Origin of the sequence: Litoreibacter roseus, from assembly GCF_009811795.1 — a bacterium.
GTDB classification, from domain to species: domain Bacteria; phylum Pseudomonadota; class Alphaproteobacteria; order Rhodobacterales; family Rhodobacteraceae; genus Litoreibacter; species Litoreibacter roseus.
In genome coordinates, this window is record NZ_BLJE01000002.1 from 708,721 (window position 1) to 728,173 (window position 19,453).

A 19,453-nucleotide genomic window follows, 5' to 3' on the forward strand; every position below is an offset into this window, starting at 1 on the left:
TTCACATTCTGTAGCGCCGGATCACACTTTTCCCGAGAACTGCGCCGATCAGTCCGCGAATTTCAGAAGTGCCTCTGTTGCTGTGCAGGAGGTGATTTATATGCGCCAACTGTCCGGTGCTCAGTCTGGACACATCGACATCCGCAAAGCCATATCGTGGCAATTCCCGCGCCACTGAAGCCTCGAGCTGTGAATTGGCGACCGCGGCGCCTGTACCAGCCAGAAAGGCCAGAACAACGGTAAGGCTCGTGCGTTTCATGAAGTTCTCCTTTGCAAGAGAGTTATAGCGCGATGATCCGAGGTCTCAAAAACAAGGATGTGTCAGGTTGCGTCTTTATGGGCGATCTCAAACGCTGCTTTCTGTGCGTCGCTGGCGTCCGTCTGGTTCTGCGCCTTCCATTGATCAAAGGGCATTCCGTAGAAGATTTCGCGGGCTTCCATCTTGTCCATTTCGATGCCACGGGCGTTTGCGGCTTCTTGGTACCAACGGCTCAGACAGTTTCGGCAAAATCCGGTCAGGTTCATCATATCGATGTTCTGAACGTCCGTTCTTTTGGCCAGATGGTCGCGCAATGTGCGGAACGCGGCGGCCTCAAGCTCCAGTTTGGTTTGATCGTCCATAATTTGTCCTTTCAGAGATTTGCAGCGCCAACGGCCTTGTCTATCGCGATGGCCAGCCGTTCGGCCCACGCCACTTGATCTTCATGGTTTGAAATGAGGTCGTTGCGCAGTTCGATCAAGACATGGGGTCGCCCGTGTTTCAGAGCATGGCGATCCATTGTGTCCCCGACCAAGCTGCCCGCATAGGGTTCGTTGTTGCCGACGCACAGGTCCGGATCTGCAGCAAACTGATCCATGAGCGGCACCGCCAGCCGAGTGTCGTCCGCATAAAGAATCCCGATATGCCATGGACGCGGGGCCCGGCCACGTAGTTGCGGCGTAAAGCTGTGAATTGAGATCAGGATCGGCTCTTCTCGTTCGGCTGCAAGATCTGCGGTCGCTGTATGATAGGGGCGGTGGAAAGCGTCGATGCGACGCGCTTTTTCGGCATCATCCACGTCGCGGTTCGCCGGAATGATCGATCCGTCGTAGAGCCGCATAATCAATGTCGGATCGTCTTCCCCCCGGTTCGGATCAATCACGAGACGTGAGAAGTTTGTTCCAATGGCGGGTGCATCCAGCCGCTCAGCGAGCGCTTGGGTCACGCCATCCGCACCGGGATCATAGGCGATATGTCTGACCATATCCTCGGCAGGCAGGCCAAGGCTGTCATGCCCAATGGAGGGCGGCACATAGTTCGTTGCGTGATCGCACAGACACAAAAAGCGGCTGCGCCGTGTCGCGCCCGTGATGGTGTAGGATGTATCGGTCAAGTCATTTGCCTGTCATGGTTCCGGCAGAAACTATGTCGAGACGGCGAAAAGCGCCAGTTGCGATATCTGACCCTTTGGGTCATAGCTTGCAAAACGCCAAAAGGCCCATAAACAAAATGAAATTTACCCCGGGGGAGCCTAACATATGAGACGCCTACGCAATGTAAAGATTGTCGCGACACTTGGGCCGGCGTCCAATGATTACGAGATGATCCGTGCCTTGTTCGAAGCGGGCGCGGACGTGTTTCGCCTCAATATGAGCCACGGCGATCATTCTGAAATCCGGGTGCGCCATCAGATTATCCGCCAGATCGAGAAGGATCTGGAGCGCCCTATCGGCATCTTGGCCGACCTACAGGGCCCCAAGCTGCGCGTTGGCGTTTTTGCCAATGGTGAGGAGGAGCTGGAAGTTGGCCAATCCTTCCGGCTGGATCTGAACGACGCTGACGGGGACAAGTCCCGGGTTCAGTTGCCCCACAAGGAGATTTTCGAGGCGCTCGAGGCCGGGGCATCCCTGTTGGTCAATGACGGCAAGATCCGCATGAAGGTGATCGAGTGCGGCGACGATTTCGCGAACTGCGAAGTGACGGTCGGCGGGACAATTTCAAACCGTAAGGGCGTAAACGTGCCGGATGTGGTGCTGCCTGTTGCTGCCCTGTCAGAGAAAGACCGCAAGGATCTGGAATTTGTCTGCCAGTTGGGTGTTGATTGGCTGGCGCTGAGCTTTGTGCAACGCGCCCAAGACGTGGAAGAGGCGCGCCATCTTGCGGATGGCCGCGCGGCTATCCTGTCCAAGATCGAAAAGCCTGCGGCTGTGAAATCCTTTGACGAGATTCTCGCGGCGTCCGACGGGATCATGGTGGCGCGCGGTGATCTGGGGGTAGAGCTTCCGATCCAGAACGTGCCGCCGATCCAGAAACGCCTGATCCGCCGCTGCCGTGCCGTTGCAAAACCGGTGATCGTTGCCACGCAGATGCTCGAGTCGATGATCGACAGCCCAATGCCCACCCGCGCCGAAGTCTCTGACGTGGCCACAGCGATCTACGAGGGCACAGACGCGATCATGCTGTCAGCGGAATCTGCGGCTGGCAGCTTTCCGATTGAGGCTGTGACGACCATGAACAACGTGGCCATCGAGGTCGAGAACGATCCCAACTATCTGGATATCATTGCTGCACAACGCGGCGGGAAGCGGGAAAGTGTGGCGGACGGCATCGTATCAGCCGCCCGGGAAATCGCTGAAACGACCGACATCAAAGCAATCTGCTGCTTCTCTCAATCGGGAACGACAGCGCTGTTGGTTGCGCGCGAACGACCCCACGTGCCGATCATCGCGTTGACGCCTTTGATGGGAACCGCACGGCGCCTTTGTCTCAGCTGGGGTGCCCATTGCGTGATGAGCGGTGCCGTGGAACGGTTCAAGATGGCAGTGGTCAATGCCGCCCGCGCCGCACGCAAGGAAGGCTTCGCAACGGAGGCAGACCAGATCGTCGTCATTGCGGGTGTGCCGTTCAATCAGCCTGGCACGACGAACATTCTTCGGATTGCGCCCTGCGAGGAACGGTTGATTTTCAGCAGCGGCCCCGAATAGATTTCAGCGATCGCATGCAAGGGGAGGCATGTCATGCTGAGCAATGATCTTATCCTGGTGATTGGCATTGTCATAGGGGTTCTGACGATACCGGCCATCTTTGCTGCGGTGACCGGGGGAACGGCACCCCGGATTGCGACGGTCTCTGCCGTGATCTCGGGTGCGCTGGTGCTCTATGCCATTTACAACCAACCGGGCGGCTATGCTGTAGAAGAATTACCACGCATCGTCGGCTCCGTTTTCGGGTCGCTGCTGCGCTAGTATTTCCTGTCTTGCATTCTTATGCAGGTCCGCCTAAACACCGCGCTCACATCCGCGGGACCGGCCTATAGGCATGCCGAGTCGCGCGTCTACCGCTCAAGACGATGCAAGGAGACGGAAATGCCGAAGATGAAGACAAAGTCGGGCGCGAAAAAGCGCTTCAAGATGACGGCCTCTGGCCGCGTCAAAGCTGGTCAGGCAGGCAAACGCCACGGCATGATCAAACGGTCAACCAAGTTTATCCGCACGGCGCGCGGCACGACGATCCTCTGCAAGGCAGATGAGAACATCGTGAAAAAATATATGCCCTACGCGCGCTAAGGAGAATTTGAGATGTCGAGAGTTACTTCGGGCAAAGTCACACACGCCCGCCACAAGAAAGTTATCAAAGCGGCAAAAGGCTATTACGGCCGCCGCAAGAACGTCTTCAAGACCGCCACACAGGCCGTCGATAAGGCGAACCAATACGCAACCCGCGACCGTAAGGCCCGCAAGCGCAATTTCCGCGCTTTGTGGATCCAGCGGATCAACGCAGGCTGCCGATCCATCGACGAAACGATGACGTATTCGCGCTTCATCAACGGGCTGTCCTTGGCGGGCATCGAGGTCGACCGCAAGGTTCTGGCTGATCTTGCCGTCAACGAGCCTGCAGCATTTGCAGCGGTCGTCGAGAAAGCAAAAGCCGCGCTGAACTAATCAGCGCATTCATCTGAGGGACAGATGAGGCGCCGCGGCAATTTCCCGCGGCGTTTTGCTTTTCCAGATGATGGTGTAGATAGGTTTGATCAAAAAACGTGCGCCGGGCCTCCAGGGATTGAGGGACAAAAGGCGCCGCATCGAAACGATGGGACAAGATGACAGACCAGACGAGTTTTATCATCGCCGCCGGGCGGGCTGATCGATTTGCGCCTTTGCTGATCCTGACCGCTTCCGTGCTCACGCTGTTGATCATTTTGACGGATTTCATGAAAGTCGGGTTTTCTCCGCTTCTTTTGAAAGAAGGTGGCGGGGTCGAGAATGCAAGCTTTGCCCTGCTTATGCTGGGGGCTGCCGCATTCTGTATTGGCGGTGCGCCGTCGCTTTTGAAGCGGCATTGGCATGTCGCCGTCGCATTGCTGATCTTGGCCGGGCGCGAACTGGACATGGACAAGAAGTACTTCACGTCCGGTCTGTTCAAGTTGCGGACCTATACGGGCGACGCGCCACTCAGCGAAAAGCTGATCGGGGCCGCCGTGATCCTTCTTGTTCTTTGGGTGCTCTGGCGCTTTGCACGCCGTGATCTGGCAAGTTGGATCAGGAACTTGCGCCATGGATCAAGGACCGCTTGGGTGTTATTTTTGGGATTTGGTCTGGCCGCTTTTTCGAAAACGATCGACGGCGCCGCGCGCAAACTGGAGCCGTTTGGCATTGAAATGTCGCTGGAAACCTCAGCTTGGCTTGGTGGGCTGGAGGAGGTGTTGGAACTGATCTTCGCCTTCTGTGTGGTCTATGCCGTCGCCCTTTGGGTGCAAGACCACACGCGGGCCTGATCCGCTTGCACTTCGCCTGCCCCGTGGTAGGACGTGTCTAAACGAAGACGGAGACGAAAATGGACGGTTTGGTCGCCCTAAGAACACGTGTTCTGGACGCTGTGGCGCAGGCTTCGGATGAAGCCACGCTCGAAGACTTGCGCGTGTCGACCGTCGGAAAAAAGGGCGAAGTCAGCCTCAAGATGCGGGAACTTGGGCGTATGTCCCCGGAAGAACGTCAGGTGGCTGGGCCTGCACTGAACGCTCTGAAGGACGAAGTGAATTCAGCGCTGGCTGCAAAGAAGGCGGCTTTGGCGGACGCGGCGTTGGACGAACGGTTGCGGAGCGAGTGGCTTGACGTCACGCTGCCGGCACGTCCGGATCGCGTCGGCACCATTCACCCCATCAGCCAAGTGACCGAAGAGGTCACTGCGATTTTTGCCGACATGGGATTTGCGGTGGCCGAAGGGCCGCAGATTGAAAGCGACTGGTACAACTTCGATGCGCTGAACATCCCAAGCCATCACCCGGCGCGCGGCGAGATGGACACGTTCTACATGTCCCGCGCCGAGGGCGACAATCGGCCGCCTCATGTCCTGCGCACTCATACAAGTCCCGTTCAGATCCGCTCGATGCAAGAAAAGGGTGCCCCCATACGGGTGATCTGTCCCGGTCGGGTATATCGCGCAGATTATGACCAGACGCACACGCCGATGTTTCACCAGATCGAGGGTCTGGCGATCGACAAGACGATCTCAATGGCGAACCTGAAATGGGTGCTGGAGGAGTTCGTGAAAGCGTTCTTCGAGGTTGATGATGTTGAGCTGCGGTTTCGGGCATCTCACTTCCCCTTCACGGAGCCGTCGGCCGAGGTCGATATCCGATGCTCTTGGGACGGCGGTCAACTGAAAGTCGGCGAGGGTGACGATTGGCTCGAGATTCTGGGTTCGGGTATGGTGCACCCCAAGGTACTGGAAGCGGGCGGCATCGATCCGGCTGACTGGCAGGGTTTTGCATTCGGCATGGGAATAGACCGGATTGCCATGCTCAAATATGGCATTCCGGATCTGCGTGCATTTTTCGATTCAGATTTGCGCTGGCTGAAGCATTACGGCTTCTCTTCGTTGGATCAGCCTAGCTTAGCGGCTGGACTTAGCCGCTAAAACTTAGCGAACGGCCAAGCAGACCACGTAAAGAAGCCCGTCACATCCAAGCGCCGACAGGTCAACCGTGCTCTGACGCACGGCCTGCGGCGACGTGTCCAGCGAGACAACAGCAGCCGCTGTGCTGATGGCCAGAGCCACCAAAGAGGGCTTGAAGACACCGCCCACGAGATTCGATACAAAAGTCATCTTTTCATTCCCCCAGTATTCCTGAGAATCGCTGAACTCATTAAACTTGTGTTCAACTTGTCGCTAAATTGTGGCTGAAGTTGGGCGTGGTTCACATTCCGTTAATTTTGCGGTTGGTGTGGGTCTTTTGTTTGGCGTGTTCATGGGATAGCACGTGCGGAACTCTGCAATCGCACGCAAGGCATCCGCATCATGAAGTTCACCCTGTCTTGGCTGAAAGATCATCTGGAAACAGAGGCGCCGCTGGACGACATTCTCTACGCATTGACCGACTTGGGGTTGGAGGTCGAAGAGGTCTCGAACCCGGCTGAGCGTTTGAAGGATTTTACGATCGGTTTTGTGAAGAGCGCGGAAAAGCATCCGGACGCGGACAAGCTGCGGGTATGTCAGGTCCAAACGGACGAGGGCGATCTGCAGATTATCTGCGGTGCACCGAATGCCCGCGAGGGTATCACCGTCGTAATCGCGAAACCCGGCACGTATGTGCCCGGTATCGACACAACCATCGGCGTGGGTAAGATCCGTGGTGTCGAAAGCTTCGGCATGATGTGTTCCGAGCGCGAGATGGAACTCAGCGACGAACATCACGGCATCATCGAATTGCCATCGGGCGAGGTCGGGCAGCGCTTCACAGATTGGCTGGCCCAGAATGACCCGGCCAAGGTAGACACGATGATCGAAATTGCGATCACGCCGAACCGTCCTGATGCCTTGGCTGTGCGCGGCATTGCCCGTGATTTGGCGGCCCGAGGTCTTGGCACGCTTAAGTCGCAAGATACCGTCAAAGTGCCCGGTGAATTTGCCTGCCCAATTTCCGTCAGTATCGCTGAGGACGCGATCGAGGCGTGTCCGGTTTTCTATGGGCGCGTTATAAGAGGCGTGAAGAATGGTCCGTCGCCGGCGTGGCTTCAGGATAAGTTGAAGGCGATCGGTCTGCGTCCGATCTCTACCCTTGTCGATATCACGAACTTCTTCACCTATGATCAGAACCGACCGCTGCACGTGTTCGACGCGGACAAGGTGAAGGGCAACCTGAAGGTACATTTGTCCCAGGGTGGCGAGGAGTTCGAGGCTCTTGATGACAAGACCTACACGTTGGATGCCGGGATGACCGTCATATCGGATGATGCAGGTGTCGAAAGTCTGGGCGGCATCATGGGTGGTACGCAGAGCGGATGCACTGAAGAGACAACCACCGTTTTCTTGGAGGCCGCCTATTTTGATCCGGTGCGTACGGCGCATACAGGGCGGGCTCTGAAGATCAACTCCGACGCGCGTTATCGGTTTGAGCGCGGGATTGATCCGGCATGGACGCCTAATGGTGTTGAACACGCCACGCAGATGATCCTTGATCTGTGCGGTGGACAGGCTTCTGAGGTTGCCGTTGCCGGTGAGGTTCCTAATCACAGCCGCGCCTATGCGCTGGATACTGATCGCGTGCAGTCACTTGTCGGTATGGAAATCCCCGCGGACACTCAACGCCAGAGCCTTGAGGCGCTTGGGTTCCGGGTTGAGGGCGATATGGCCCATGTCCCCACATGGCGCCCGGATGTTCAGGGCTCTGCCGATCTGGTGGAGGAGGTCGCGCGGATCGCCTCGCTCACCAAGCTCAAGGGAACGCCACTGCCCCGCCCGACCCATGAGGTCCAGAAGCCCATTCTGACACCGCTTCAAAAGCGGGAGCGCGTGGCGCGACGGACTATCGCCGCTTTGGGTTACAATGAGTGCGTGACCTATTCCTTCATCGATCAGAAGACCGCAGCGCTGTTTAATGGTGGCGATGCGGGAACCGCGCTGGAAAACCCAATCTCAAGCGAGTTGAGCCACATGCGGCCCGCCCTGCTGCCCGGCCTCTTGCAGGCAGCCGCTCGCAATCAAGCGCGTGGCTTCATGGACTTGGCGTTCTTTGAGGTGGGCCAAGCCTTCCATGGCGGCGAACCGGGGGAACAGCATCTTTTGGCCACCGGTCTGCTGGTCGGTCAATCTGGGCCGCGAGACGTCCATGGGGGACGACGGGCGGTCGATGTATTCGATGTTAAAGCGGATGCTGAAGCGGTGCTCGCCGCGATCGGCGCGCCAGCGAAGGTTCAAATTCTGCGTGGCGCGTCGCCATGGTGGCATCCCGGGCGGCATGGCATGATCTGCCTTGGGCCAAAGAAGGTTTTGGGCGTGTTCGGTGAGATCCACCCGAAAATTCTGAACGCGATGGACATCAAGGGACCGGCGATTGCGTTCACACTCTGGCCCGCCGAGGTTCCGTTTCCGAAGGCCAAGACGGCCACCCGTCCCGCGCTGCATTTGCGCGATCTTCAGTCGGTCGAACGAGACTTTGCATTCGTTGTGGATGCGGATGTCGAAGCTCTGGCGCTGGTCAATGCGGCGGCCGGCGCGGACAAGACACTGATCGAAGGGGCACGGGTGTTTGACGAGTTTTCGGGCGACAAGGCACAGGCGCAGATGGGCGAGGGCAAGAAGTCACTGGCTATCACCGTCCGGCTGCAGCCGACCGAGAAAACGCTTACAGACGAAGAGATCGAAGCGGTGAGCGCGAAGATCGTCGAAAAGGTCGCCAAAGCAACCGGCGGTCACCTGCGCAGCTAGAAAGGACACGCCATGACATTGAAAGTATATCTCTCTGGCGAAATCCACACGGACTGGCGCGACCAAATCATCGCCGGATCCAAAGGTCTGGATGTCTCATTTTCCGGTCCAGTCACGGATCATGCCGCATCCGATGATTGTGGTGTAAAAATCCTTGGGGCGGAAGATCAGAAGTATTGGCACGACCACAAAGGCGCGATGGTGAATGCGATCCTGACCCGCAAAGGCCTAAACGACGCGGATGTGGTCGTCGTGCGGTTTGGCGATCAATACAAACAGTGGAATGCGGCGTTTGATGCGGGCTACGCTGCGGCGCTTGGAAAGTCGCTGATCATTCTGCACGGGCCGGATCATCAACACGCCCTTAAAGAGGTCGACGCGGCAGCTTTGGCCGTCGCGTCGGAGCCGTCTCAGGTTGTCGACATTCTGCGATATGTGTTGGATGGGACGCTGCCCGCCTGACAGACGTCCCAAAGCTTTAGTCACGTGGCGGTGTAACCAATCCCTTTTTGACCGCTTCACGAGCGGTAAACCGCTCAAGATATGCAACCAAAGCGGTATGATCTGCCCAACCCAAGACTTCTTTCGCGCCATAAAAGTCGAGAGCGCGAAGCCATGGCGCAATGGCAATGTCCGCGATCGAGTAATCGCCCGCGATCCAGTCACGGTCACTTAGTTCTTTTTCAAGAACAGCCAAAAGCCTCTTTGCTTCGTCAATATAGCGCTGTTGCGGGCGCTTATCTTCCCACTCCGATCCTGCGAATTTATAGAAGAAACCAAGTTGGCCCAGCATGGGACCAAGCCCGCCCATCTGGAACATCAGCCATTGTGTAATATGCGCTTTTTCGATGTCGTTTGTGCCGATCAATTTTCCGGATTTGCCTGCTAAATAAAGCAAAATCGCGCCGGATTCGAAAAGGCCGATAGCTTTCCCATCCGGTCCGTTCGGATCGACAATCGCCGGAATTTTATTATTTGGATTGAGCGACAGAAACTCCGGACTTTTCACGTCGGCGTCTGCCAAGGTCACCTTATGCGCTTCGTAGGGAAGTCCCATTTCCTCCAATGCGATCGAAACCTTCACCCCATTTGGTGTCGGGAAGGAGTAAAGTTGAATCACGCTCGGATCGGATGCCGGCCACTTATTGGTGATCGGGAACTGGGACAAATCGGACATTATAGGGGGAACCTTTCTGAATGTTTCCCCATACCTAGCCGTTAACAGTTATTAAAAAAGACATGGAACTGTTGAAAAAAAGCGTAGTAACTCTGCGTCAGCGCACCAAGCGAACAGGGGGTGCGTCTCAAAATGTTAAAAGGGAGTAGAACATGTTGGGTGAATTCAAAGAATTTATTGCCAAAGGTAACGTCATGGATATGGCGGTTGGCATTATCATCGGGGCCGCTTTTACCGCGATCGTAACCTCCTTGGTCGGTGATCTGATCAATCCAATCATCGCTTTATTCACAGGCGGCATCGATTTTTCCGGCTGGTTCTACGTCTTGGGTGAAGAAAGTTTCGCGTCCATCGAAGCGGCGACCGAGTCCGGTGTGCCGGTCTTCGCCATCGGTAAATTCGTTATGGCCGTCATTAACTTTTTGATCGTTGCCTTCGTTGTTTTCATGCTGGTGAAAATGGTGAACCGCATCAAGGAGGCAGCTGAAAAAGAAGAAGAGGAAGCGCCCGCGGAAGATCCCGGTCCGACAGAGATCGATCTTCTGAAAGAGATCCGCGACCAACTGGCCAAGCAAGCCTGAGCCGTAAGAGTATGCATGCAGCAAGGAAGGCCCGTGCGTGAAGCGCGGGCCTTTTGTGTTATGCCATGAGCGCTTGAAAAACGTACAACGTCAGCGCTCCACCCAGCATGGATCGCACGACGCCCTTGGTCCAGAACCCCAGACCGATCGTCACGAGCGCAGCAGCGAGGCGTGGAACATCCGGCACGCCGTCTGTTGCCGCAGGCCAAATGACAAGCGGCGCGACCAGACCCGGCAGGATCGCCACGGACGTATACCGTAGGTGACGCAAGAGCCACGGCGGCAGTGGCCTGTCCCCGATCAAGCCCAAAAACGAGAAGCGGATAAGATAAGTGCCGACGCCTAGGATAGCGATAACGGCCCAGATTTGTGGCTCTGTGTAGGTCATGTCATCCGTCGTTCTACCTCGGCACCTGTCATCATCGCCGCAATTGCTGCGATCAGAAGGCCAAGGTTCATTGGGACGGACACCAGCGCGAGGGCCAGCACGATGGACACCAAGGCAGCTGCGATATGCGCTACCGTGCGCAAGCCCGGCGCGACAATCGCGAGGAAAGCGATGGGCAACGCAAAGTCCAAGCCATATTCTGGCGGTATGCCATCCCCGATCAGTGCGCCCAGATAGGTGAAGAGCACCCAGAGCGGACAGATCGGCGTGGCAGCGCCAAGGAAGTACGCCGTCTTTTGTGAGAGGGTGAGATCATGTTTACGCTCGAATTTTTCGAAAGCCAATGCGTAGGTCTGATCGACCAGTACGTATGAGATGAGGGCTCGCTTCCACAACGGCTCTTGCCCCAGATGCGGCGTCAGAGCCGCCGAATACATGGCCATGCGCAGATTAACAGCCAAGGCAGATGCAATAACAACGAACATCGGTGCGTTCTCTGACATGAATTGCAGGGCTGCGAATTGCGATGCGCCCGCAATGACAACAACCGTAAAGCCCATTGTCTGAGAGACCGGCAATCCCGCTTCGGTCGCCGCAACGCCAAACAGCATCGCGAATGGAACGACAACCAGTACAAAGGGGACGCCCGCCTTGCAGCCCTGCCAGAAGAATGATTTCGATGTGGCAGCAGTCATGGCATGGCCCTAAGCTATGGAACGTGTCAGAGCTACACAGGCGGCTGGGAAGGTTCAAATGCCAATTCTTGATGAGGCACATCACGACTATCTGATTGCGCCAAACGCCGAGGGTGTTGGGCTGACACGAGCGGTTCAAGGGATCGCGCAGGACGGCACCCAGCAGCGGATCAATGTCGTTGAAGAGCGACCTCTGACCATCTATCTCAACCGGCAAGAGATCGTCACTGCGATGACCATCGGGGACTATCCCGACTACCTGGCGCTGGGGTTTTTGCGCAATCAGGGGATGCTGTCGCCGGATGATGTGGTAACCGGAATCGACTATGATGAAGAATTGTCCGTCGTGGTTGTTCGAACCGAGATCGAGACCAATCACGAAGAAAAACTACAAAAGAAAACTCGTACATCTGGTTGTGCGGTCGGCACAGTTTTCGGCGACATGATGGAAGGGCTCGAGGGCGTCCGTCTGCCCGATTGCACGGTGCGGACATCTGATCTCTATGCGCTTTCCGCAAAGATTAATCGCACGCCCAGCCTTTATCTGACGGCGGGGGCGATCCACGGAACGGTGCTTTGCCAAGGTGCTCGCCCATTGGTTTATATGGAGGACGTCGGTCGTCACAATGCTGTCGATAAAATAGCTGGCTGGATGGCGCTGGACGGGGCGCAGGCCAGCGACAAGACGCTTTATACCACCGGGCGGTTGACCAGCGAGATGGTTATCAAAACGGCGATGATGGGCATACCCGTTTTGGCGTCCCGCTCGGGCTTCACGGCTTGGGGTGTCGAGATTGCCCGTCAGGTCAATCTGACGCTGATAGGTCGCATGCGGGGCCAACGGTTTATCTGCCTCAGCGGTGCTGAGCGACTGATCTGGGACGCGGATCCCGCCGCAGTGCAGGACGAGCCCAAGCGGGCTGGTCGGAAGGCCGCACGTTGAACGGCGAACAGATGCGGCAACCCGCAGGTGTCATATTGGCGGGCGGTCAATCCACGCGCATGGGCGGTGGGGACAAGGGGCTACTTTGTCTGGGTGATCGACCGTTGCTGGACCGCGTTATTGACCGATTTCAACCGCAGGTCTGCGAATTGGCGCTGAATGCCAATGGAAACCCCGGCCGCTTTGTCGAATTCGGCCTTCCGGTTGTAGCCGACAGTATCGACGGGTTCGCAGGTCCGCTGGCCGGGGTTCTGGCCGGGCTTGATTGGGCGGCGTTGCAGGGCCATACCCATATCGTAACCGCCGCGGCTGATACACCGTTCTTTCCCTGCGATCTTGTTCCCCGTCTGCTGGACGCCGCGCAGGATAAGCCCATCGCACTGGCTGCAACGCCAGATCCGAAGCGCGGCATGGCGCGGCATCCGACCTTCGGTCTTTGGCCCGTTGCGCTGAAGGATGATCTGCGTCAAGCGCTCCGTGACGGCGTTCGGAAGGTCGTCCAATGGACAGATCGGCACGGCGCCGCGACGGCTGAGTTTTCCGCCGATCCGTTCGATCCGTTTTTCAATGTCAACACTCCTGAGGACATGACCCGTGCCGAGGGGCTTCTCAGATGAAGATTTATGGCATCGTCGGATGGAAGAACTCCGGCAAAACCGGGTTGATGGAACGGCTCGTAACCGAGATCGTCGCGCGCGGGCTCAGCGTCTCAACGCTCAAGCATGCGCACCATCATTTTGACGTGGACCAAGAAGGCAAAGACAGTTTCCGGCATCGTGAGGCTGGCGCGACTGAAGTGCTTTTGGCATCCGGTCGACGCTGGGCCTTGATGCACGAGTTACGGAACCAAGCCGAGCCACCGCTGGCGGACCTTTTGAAGAAACTGTCGCCGGTCGATGTCGTGCTGGTCGAAGGCTACAAACGTGACACCCATTTCAAGGTCGAGGCGCACCGGGTCGAGACCGGACAGCCATTGATAGCACTAGACGACCCGACGATCCGCGCCATCGCGAGCAATGAAGATCTGCCTGACATGACGGTGCCGGTTTTCGATCTGGATGACACGAAAGCGGTGTGCGACTTCATTCTGTCCGAGCTTGGTTTGTGACGCTCTATGACCGCTATATTGCCGTAGACTGGTCCGGAGGTAACGACACGGGGCCAACGCCCAAGGCGGACGCGATCTGGGTGGCTGTGTACACGGATGGCCCCCCGGAAACACCGCACTACATTCGCAACCGGCTACTGGCGGAAGAGTGGCTCACGGATCAGATCTCTGATGCACTTGCTAATGGCGCTCGTCTGTGTGTCGGATTTGATTTTGCTTTTGGATATCCGGATGGGTTTGGCAGGTGGCTGACGGCATCCGATGATCCGTTGGCGGTCTGGGACTGGCTCGGCGAAAGGGTCGAGGACAGCCCGAAGATCAACAACCGGTTCGATGTTGCCGCGGCGATCAACGCCCGGTGCGGTGGCATCGGCCCTTTCTGGGGGAACGGTCTCAAGCGCGATATCCCGCATCTGCCCCGCAAAGGTCTGGCGCGGACGTGCGAAGATTTTCCGGAAAGACGCCAGGTCGAGCATCTTGCGCGCGGCAGCTTTCCCTGTTGGCAGCTTTCCGGCGCGGGCGCGGTCGGCTCACAGATCATCATGGGGCTTCCGGTGCTAAACCGCCTCCGCCGCAGGTTTGCCGGTGACATTTCGGTTTGGCCATTCGAGCCGCTTACCGCGCCAATCTCCTTTGTTGAGATTTGGCCATCCCTCTTGGCCAGCGAGATTTCCGATACCATGTCACTGGGTGACATCAAGGATGCCCGCCAAGTGGAGATGGTGGCGAATGTGATGGCACGCATGGATCACGCTGGGACGCTGCATGGTGCGCTTGAGGCTGCTGAAGGTAAGACAGAAGGGTGGATTTTGGGTGTTGGAAGTGAGAACAGTTTGAAATCAGCCGCGCGTCCCGTCCCGCCCTTGAGGAACGATTGCTTCGCTTTGCCTCCGGGTGTCGATTGGACGCCGGTGGATGAGGCCCTCGAGCGGCTGGAACGGGCCATTACACCCGTGGTTGGGCAAGAACGGGTGCCTGCCGCGCAAGCCGATGGCCGCATAACATCGCGCGATGTGGTGGCAATACGCTCCAACCCACCCGCCGCGAACTCTGCAGTGGATGGCTTCGGATTTGCCCATGCAAGCCTGCCTGCGGGTGCCCAGACGATTCCTCTGGTAACGGGACGTGCGGCGGCTGGTGGCGCCTATCCTGGCACCGTCCCGGCGGGGCAGGCCATACGTATTCTCACCGGGGCGTTGCTGCCTGAGGGCGTCGATACGGTTGTGCTGGAAGAGGACTGCACGCGCAACGGCGACGAAATCCGCGTCTCAGCGCTTCCCAAACCCGGCGCCAACAGTCGAAAGGCGGGCGAGGACGTTGCTATCGGTGAGGTCATCCTCAAAGCGGGTGCCATGATCGGCCCGCCGGAACTGGCGTTGTGTGCTGCGACGGGTGTTGCAGAGCTTGATGTTTTCACAAGGCTGAAAGTTGGCGTTCTGTCGACGGGCGATGAACTGATCGCGCCAACCTCTGATGCCAGGCCGGATCAGACTTTTGATGCGAACCGGCCGATGCTGCTCTCGCTGTTGTCACGGTGGGGCTACGATCCGGTGGATCTGGGCCATTCTAAGGATGATCGGGACCTTCTGCGGGCCACGTTGAATGATGGCTCACGCCGCTGCGACGCAATTCTTACTTCTGGCGGGGCCTCTGCGGGGGACGAGGACCACGTCTCGGCATTGCTCAAGGCAGAAGGATCGCTGTCGAATTGGCGCATAGCATTGAAACCGGGACGTCCGCTGGCGCTTGCTCAATGGCACAGCGTTCCGATTTTCGGCTTGCCCGGAAACCCTGTTGCTGCCTTGGTTTGCGCCTTAGTTTTCGCGCGCCCTGCGCTTTCGAAGCTCGCTGGCGGGACCTTTGCCAAGCAAGCAGGATTTATGGTGCCCGCGGCGTTTAAAAAGAAAAAGAAACCCGGTCGACGCGAATACCTGCGCGCAAGACTGCAGGACGATGGTCGCGTCACTGTTTTCAAATCTGAGGGCTCCGGCCGGATCTCTGGGTTAAGCTGGGCGGGCGGGCTGGTCGAATTGCCAGACGGTGCCATGACGATCTCGGAAGGGACGCCGGTCAAATTCATACCCTATAGCGCATTCGGTCTTTGATGCGCATCGAACGCGGCTTCGACGACAGTCAGCGTGAGGCTGTGGCGCGTCTCTTTTGGTCAGCCTTCTCTGGCAAGCTCTCTGTTCCCTTGGGGCCGGAAGAAAAGGCCTGCGCCTTTCTGGCCGTGGTGCTCAATCCCGACTACGCGCTTTGCGCTACGAATGATGAAGGACAGATCCTTGGCGTCGCGGGCTTCAAGACCCACATTTCTGGATTGGTCGGCGGGGGACTGCGCGATCTTCGAAAGGTTTACGGCGGGATCGGCGCGTTGTGGCGTGGTATTCTGTTGGATCAGCTGGAGCGCGATATCGCCAGAGGGCAGTTGTTGATGGACGGTATTTTCGTCGCGCCAGCCGCCCGGGGGCAGGGCGTGGGAACCGCGCTCCTGTGCGCGCTCGTGGAGTATGCCGATGGCGAGCGCTATAACGATATTCGCCTTGATGTCATCGACAGCAATCAGCGGGCCCGCGCGCTTTACGAGCGCCAAGGGTTCGTCGATTCGGGGCGGATCGAGATGGGTTTGCTGCGTTATGTGTTCGGATTTTCCGGGGCAACGACGATGGTTCGCACGCTGCCCTAGTCGAAGGTACCTGTCACCCGGCCCAGAATCATGAAGGCGCGTGATGTGCGCGTGTCGGACAGCCGGGTAATGTCCTCGTCTGATGCGACCTCTTCGAACGCCGCAAAGGTCTTGTCGAATTGACGCAAGAAATGATGTGCTGTGTCGCGGAACACCGGATCGGACCGCATCCGGCCAGAGGCCAGTGCCAAGGATGAGCGATCGTGAATGCCGCCAAGGGTGGCTACGGGCCTTCCCCGCTCGCCCTTTGCAAAGCTGCGCCAAACCTCGGGACGGGCGCGGTCGGGAATCAGGTCGTCCATATATATGCCGTCTTGGGACATGAGCGTCAGGATGTCCTGTGACGCACGGATCAATTTGCTGCTTTCGCGATCCGCAAGCGCCCGTCTGAGTTTGCGGAACCCCTCCGCGTCGTTTTCATCCTCGGGGAAATCCAACGCACCGATGAATTCATCCACCGTCAAGGGCGGCATCGTGTCGTGATAGGGATCTTCGAGGGCCAGCGCGGGCTGGCTGTCGGTTTTCTGCTCTTCGGACTTTCGGATGGCCGGGGCAGGTTGACCTGGCAGCCGCCCGTTGTCGCGGGTGCTGGCAAAGGTCGCGATTGCACTGGCTGTCCGCTTCTGGGACGCGGCAATCTGATCAAGCTTCTGCTCAACGGCAGGCTTGACGCCCATCCCCGCTGTGTGGGTTTGGCTGATGTAAGCCTTGCGCATCGCATCGATGGCGGCCTGAAGACGGGCGGCTTCCTCACGCATGATCCGAGCGGTCTTTGCGACGGTCGCACCGATCCAGATCAGTGCGATCGGCAGAAAGATTGCCACCATTGTAACGACAATGCCGCTTTGACCGGTGCTACTGGGTGAGGGGCTCAGCACCAAGAAGTACAGGCCAACTGCAAAGAGCCAGAATCCGGTCAGGACCAGCGCAATCAGGTCCGCGGCCATCAATCCTCGGTCCTGCCGGTTGTAGACACCCAGATCTATCGGGGTGTCGGTTCCGGATTTCTCTGCGCTCTCATCCGTCATGGGGCCTGGCCTCAGACATATTTGATTTCGAGGATCTCGTAGTCGCGCGTCCCGCCGGGTGTCTTCACCTCGACGCTGTCGCCTTCGTCTTTGCCTATCAAGGCGCGGGCAAGGGGGGACCTGATGTTCAGGAGGCCCTTTTCAATATCAGCTTCCGCTTCCCCCACGATCTGATAGGTTTTTTCTTCCTCGGTGTCCTCGTCCACAAGCTTGACCGTCGCGCCGAATTTTATCGACCCGTTCAGCTTGCTGGGATCAATGATTTCGGCAAGCCCGATCATTCCTTCAAGTTCCTTGATCCGGCCTTCGATAAAGCTCTGCTTTTCCCGTGCGGAATGATACTCCGCGTTTTCAGACAGGTCGCCATGCTCACGTGCTTCTGCGATCGCGCGGATAATCGCCGGACGTTCTTCGCTTTTGAGGTGCTTCAACTCGCCGTCCAACGCCTTGTACCCCTTCGGGGTCATTGGAATTTTTTCCATTGTTCTCACTTCCCACTCAGGCACGGAACCGCGCCTTTTTTATCAGTTCACATTCAATACAGTGCTTTTGCAAGCAGACTAAGGCTTCGTCGCAAGCTCTTGCCGATCAGCCGGTGATGCCAACCTCGGCCCGGCCGGAAATAGAAATACTTGGACCGCTGGTGTCGCGTGCGGCTCCCGGCTCGGGGCGGGTCGGTTCACCGTCAACGCCGCAACCCGCCACAAAGGACGCTGCAATGCACATGGCAATAATTCGTTTCACGTTAAAATACCTTTCCATCTTTGAACCTGCGCACGGACCTGATCCGGTGCCGTTCCGCCGTAGCTTGTGCGACTGGCCACCGAATTGTGCACACCCAGCACGGCAAAGACATCTTCAGTGATGTCTTCATGAACAGATTGCATGTCGTCAAGGCTCAGATCAGCCAAATCACATCCCGCATCTTCAGCCTTTTTCACCAGCGTACCTGTCACATGGTGTGCGTCGCGGAACGGCATATCAAGTGTGCGGACCAACCAATCGGCCAGATCGGTCGCGGTCGAAAAGCCGTGGGCCGCTGCGGCTTCAAGACTTTCGCGGTTGGCCTGCATGTCCGCGACCATCCCCGTCATCGCCGCCAAGGCCAGCATCAGGTTGTCGGCGGCGTCAAAGGTTTGTTCCTTATCCTCCTGCATATCCTTGGAGTAGGTCAAAGGCAGGCCCTTCATCACCGTCATCAGGGCGACGTTTGCACCAAATATCCGACCGATCTTTGCCCGGATCAGTTCTGCCGCATCGGGGTTTTTCTTTTGTGGCATGATGGAAGAGCCGGTCGAGAACCGATCGCTCAGCGTCACAAACCGGAACTGAGCCGAAGACCAGATGACCAGTTCTTCCGCAAGGCGGCTCAGGTGCATGGCGCAGATCGAGGCGCTGGACAGAAACTCAAGCGCGAAATCCCGATCTGACACAGCATCAAGGGAGTTCGCGGCAGGCCTGTCAAATCCAAGCGCGTCTGCGGTCATGTCCCGGTCAATCGGGAAGGATGTCCCAGCAAGCGCAGCGGCCCCCAACGGACTTTCGTTCATCCGCGCGCGGGCGTCCGCGAACCGCGAAGCATCGCGCGCCAGCATTTCGACATAGGCCAGCATGTGATGCCCCCACGTGACCGGCTGCGCCGTCTGCAGGTGTGTAAAGCCAGGCATCGCCCAGTCGGCGCCGGCCTCCGCCTGCGCCAGAAGCGCCTTTTGCAAGGCGTTGATTCCTTCGACAGCGGCATCCGCCTGATCGCGCACCCAAAGCTTGAAATCGGTTGCCACCTGATCGTTGCGTGAACGTCCTGTGTGCAGCCGTCCGGCGGGTTCACCGATCAGATCTTTCAGGCGGGCCTCCACATTCATGTGGATGTCTTCGAGGGCCGTGGAAAACTGAAACGTACCGTCCTCAATCTCTGACAACACCGTGAGGAGGCCTTCCCGTATAGCCTCGACATCGCTATCGGTCAGGATACCTTGTTTGGCCAGCATCGCCGCATGCGCGCGGGAGCCTTCGATATCTTGCCGGGCGAGACGCTGATCGAAACCGATGGAGGCGTTGATTGCTTCCATAATTGCGTCGGGACCCGCGGCAAAGCGTCCGCCCCACATTGCATTAGAGGATTTTTCAGCTTTGTTATCGATCATGAAGAGAGGCCTTGGAG

Annotated in this window: 25 protein-coding genes; 14 read left to right on the plus strand and 11 right to left on the minus strand. The window is 57.7% G+C overall.

Annotated features, from left to right (window positions below; translation table 11 throughout):
• Position 1: 1 nt before the first annotated feature.
• From KIN_RS10425 to KIN_RS10435, 3 genes are all read right to left on the minus strand, one after another.
• Positions 2 to 259 (minus strand): hypothetical protein, encoded by a 258-nt coding sequence (locus KIN_RS10425; protein WP_159806635.1) that lies wholly within the window; start codon positions 257 to 259, stop codon positions 2 to 4.
• A 62-nt stretch (positions 260 to 321) separates the two neighbouring features.
• On the minus strand, positions 322 to 621 hold the full coding sequence (locus KIN_RS10430) for a DUF1244 domain-containing protein (protein ID WP_159806637.1): 300 nt from the start codon (positions 619 to 621) through the stop codon (positions 322 to 324).
• 11 nt (positions 622 to 632) lie between these two features.
• Positions 633 to 1,373, minus strand: coding sequence for an N-formylglutamate amidohydrolase (locus KIN_RS10435; RefSeq protein ID WP_159806639.1), 741 nt, complete (start codon positions 1,371 to 1,373; stop codon positions 633 to 635).
• Between the two features lie 145 nt (positions 1,374 to 1,518).
• Between KIN_RS10435 and pyk the strand changes: the two genes are divergently transcribed.
• The 6 genes from pyk (at position 1,519) to pheS (ending at position 5,896) form a co-directional block, all read left to right on the plus strand.
• Positions 1,519 to 2,964 carry a pyruvate kinase gene (pyk, locus tag KIN_RS10440; RefSeq protein ID WP_159806641.1) on the plus strand — a complete coding sequence of 482 codons (1,446 nt, stop codon included), beginning with the start codon at positions 1,519 to 1,521 and terminating at the stop codon, positions 2,962 to 2,964.
• Positions 2,965 to 2,997: 33 nt separating this feature from the next.
• On the plus strand, positions 2,998 to 3,225 hold the full coding sequence (locus KIN_RS10445; RefSeq protein ID WP_159806643.1) for a hypothetical protein: 228 nt from the start codon (positions 2,998 to 3,000) through the stop codon (positions 3,223 to 3,225).
• A 120-nt stretch (positions 3,226 to 3,345) separates the two neighbouring features.
• On the plus strand, positions 3,346 to 3,546 hold the full coding sequence (gene rpmI, locus KIN_RS10450) for a 50S ribosomal protein L35 (protein ID WP_159806645.1): 201 nt from the start codon (positions 3,346 to 3,348) through the stop codon (positions 3,544 to 3,546).
• Between the two features lie 12 nt (positions 3,547 to 3,558).
• Positions 3,559 to 3,921: a 50S ribosomal protein L20 gene (rplT, locus tag KIN_RS10455; RefSeq protein ID WP_159806647.1), complete on the plus strand. Its 363-nt coding sequence runs from the start codon at positions 3,559 to 3,561 to the stop codon at positions 3,919 to 3,921.
• A gap of 158 nt (positions 3,922 to 4,079) precedes the next feature.
• Positions 4,080 to 4,754: a hypothetical protein gene (locus KIN_RS10460; RefSeq protein ID WP_159806649.1), complete on the plus strand. Its 675-nt coding sequence runs from the start codon at positions 4,080 to 4,082 to the stop codon at positions 4,752 to 4,754.
• A 59-nt stretch (positions 4,755 to 4,813) separates the two neighbouring features.
• A complete protein-coding gene (gene pheS, locus KIN_RS10465; protein ID WP_159806651.1) occupies positions 4,814 to 5,896 on the plus strand; it encodes a phenylalanine--tRNA ligase subunit alpha in 1,083 nt (360 codons plus the stop codon).
• A 3-nt stretch (positions 5,897 to 5,899) separates the two neighbouring features.
• On the opposite strand, the gene KIN_RS10470 is transcribed toward pheS, so the two are convergent.
• Positions 5,900 to 6,085: a hypothetical protein gene (locus tag KIN_RS10470; protein WP_159806653.1), complete on the minus strand. Its 186-nt coding sequence runs from the start codon at positions 6,083 to 6,085 to the stop codon at positions 5,900 to 5,902.
• A gap of 192 nt (positions 6,086 to 6,277) precedes the next feature.
• On the opposite strand from KIN_RS10470, the gene pheT reads away from it, so the two are divergent.
• Complete coding sequence (pheT, locus tag KIN_RS10475) at positions 6,278 to 8,686, plus strand: phenylalanine--tRNA ligase subunit beta (protein ID WP_159806655.1); 2,409 nt, start codon at positions 6,278 to 6,280, stop codon at positions 8,684 to 8,686.
• Between the two features lie 12 nt (positions 8,687 to 8,698).
• Entirely contained in the window at positions 8,699 to 9,148 is a 450-nt protein-coding gene (locus tag KIN_RS10480) for a YtoQ family protein (protein ID WP_159806657.1), read from the plus strand.
• A 16-nt stretch (positions 9,149 to 9,164) separates the two neighbouring features.
• Here the strand turns inward: KIN_RS10480 and KIN_RS10485 are convergent, their stop codons facing one another.
• Positions 9,165 to 9,863 carry a glutathione S-transferase family protein gene (locus tag KIN_RS10485; RefSeq protein ID WP_159806659.1) on the minus strand — a complete coding sequence of 233 codons (699 nt, stop codon included), beginning with the start codon at positions 9,861 to 9,863 and terminating at the stop codon, positions 9,165 to 9,167.
• A gap of 152 nt (positions 9,864 to 10,015) precedes the next feature.
• Between KIN_RS10485 and mscL the strand changes: the two genes are divergently transcribed.
• Complete coding sequence (gene mscL, locus KIN_RS10490) at positions 10,016 to 10,444, plus strand: large conductance mechanosensitive channel protein MscL (protein WP_159806661.1); 429 nt, start codon at positions 10,016 to 10,018, stop codon at positions 10,442 to 10,444.
• Between the two features lie 58 nt (positions 10,445 to 10,502).
• On the opposite strand, the gene KIN_RS10495 is transcribed toward mscL, so the two are convergent.
• A complete protein-coding gene (locus KIN_RS10495) occupies positions 10,503 to 10,832 on the minus strand; it encodes an AzlD domain-containing protein (protein WP_159806663.1) in 330 nt (109 codons plus the stop codon).
• Positions 10,829 to 11,527 carry an AzlC family ABC transporter permease gene (locus KIN_RS10500; protein ID WP_159806665.1) on the minus strand — a complete coding sequence of 233 codons (699 nt, stop codon included), beginning with the start codon at positions 11,525 to 11,527 and terminating at the stop codon, positions 10,829 to 10,831. Before KIN_RS10500 ends, KIN_RS10495 begins: the two co-directional genes overlap by 4 nt.
• A gap of 58 nt (positions 11,528 to 11,585) precedes the next feature.
• On the opposite strand from KIN_RS10500, the gene KIN_RS10505 reads away from it, so the two are divergent.
• Genes KIN_RS10505 through KIN_RS10525 form a run of 5 tightly spaced genes read left to right on the plus strand, consistent with a single transcriptional unit; the run spans position 11,586 to position 16,264 of the window.
• Positions 11,586 to 12,470 (plus strand): formate dehydrogenase accessory sulfurtransferase FdhD, encoded by an 885-nt coding sequence (locus tag KIN_RS10505; RefSeq protein ID WP_159806667.1) that lies wholly within the window; start codon positions 11,586 to 11,588, stop codon positions 12,468 to 12,470.
• A gap of 11 nt (positions 12,471 to 12,481) precedes the next feature.
• Positions 12,482 to 13,087 carry a molybdenum cofactor guanylyltransferase MobA gene (gene mobA, locus KIN_RS10510; protein ID WP_159806669.1) on the plus strand — a complete coding sequence of 202 codons (606 nt, stop codon included), beginning with the start codon at positions 12,482 to 12,484 and terminating at the stop codon, positions 13,085 to 13,087.
• The gene (mobB, locus tag KIN_RS10515; protein WP_159806671.1) at positions 13,084 to 13,578 is read left to right on the plus strand and encodes a molybdopterin-guanine dinucleotide biosynthesis protein B; all 495 of its coding nucleotides are present in this window, start codon (positions 13,084 to 13,086) and stop codon (positions 13,576 to 13,578) included. Before mobA ends, mobB begins: the two co-directional genes overlap by 4 nt.
• The gene (locus tag KIN_RS10520) at positions 13,545 to 15,683 is read left to right on the plus strand and encodes a molybdopterin-binding protein (RefSeq protein WP_243144893.1); all 2,139 of its coding nucleotides are present in this window, start codon (positions 13,545 to 13,547) and stop codon (positions 15,681 to 15,683) included. Before mobB ends, KIN_RS10520 begins: the two co-directional genes overlap by 34 nt.
• Positions 15,683 to 16,264 (plus strand): GNAT family N-acetyltransferase, encoded by a 582-nt coding sequence (locus KIN_RS10525; RefSeq protein ID WP_159806673.1) that lies wholly within the window; start codon positions 15,683 to 15,685, stop codon positions 16,262 to 16,264. Before KIN_RS10520 ends, KIN_RS10525 begins: the two co-directional genes overlap by 1 nt.
• Here the strand turns inward: KIN_RS10525 and KIN_RS10530 are convergent.
• The 4 genes from KIN_RS10530 to argH all read right to left on the minus strand — a co-directional run bounded on the left by KIN_RS10530 (position 16,261) and on the right by argH (position 19,436).
• Positions 16,261 to 17,292, minus strand: coding sequence for a hypothetical protein (locus tag KIN_RS10530; RefSeq protein WP_159806675.1), 1,032 nt, complete (start codon positions 17,290 to 17,292; stop codon positions 16,261 to 16,263). The genes KIN_RS10525 and KIN_RS10530 overlap by 4 nt on opposite strands.
• A gap of 11 nt (positions 17,293 to 17,303) precedes the next feature.
• Positions 17,304 to 17,774, minus strand: coding sequence for a transcription elongation factor GreA (gene greA, locus KIN_RS10535; RefSeq protein ID WP_159806677.1), 471 nt, complete (start codon positions 17,772 to 17,774; stop codon positions 17,304 to 17,306).
• A 106-nt stretch (positions 17,775 to 17,880) separates the two neighbouring features.
• Positions 17,881 to 18,036, minus strand: a complete 156-nt coding sequence (locus tag KIN_RS10540) for a putative periplasmic lipoprotein (protein WP_243144894.1) — start codon at positions 18,034 to 18,036, stop codon at positions 17,881 to 17,883.
• On the minus strand, positions 18,033 to 19,436 hold the full coding sequence (gene argH, locus KIN_RS10545) for an argininosuccinate lyase (protein WP_159806679.1): 1,404 nt from the start codon (positions 19,434 to 19,436) through the stop codon (positions 18,033 to 18,035). Before argH ends, KIN_RS10540 begins: the two co-directional genes overlap by 4 nt.
• Positions 19,437 to 19,453 lie beyond the last annotated feature (17 nt).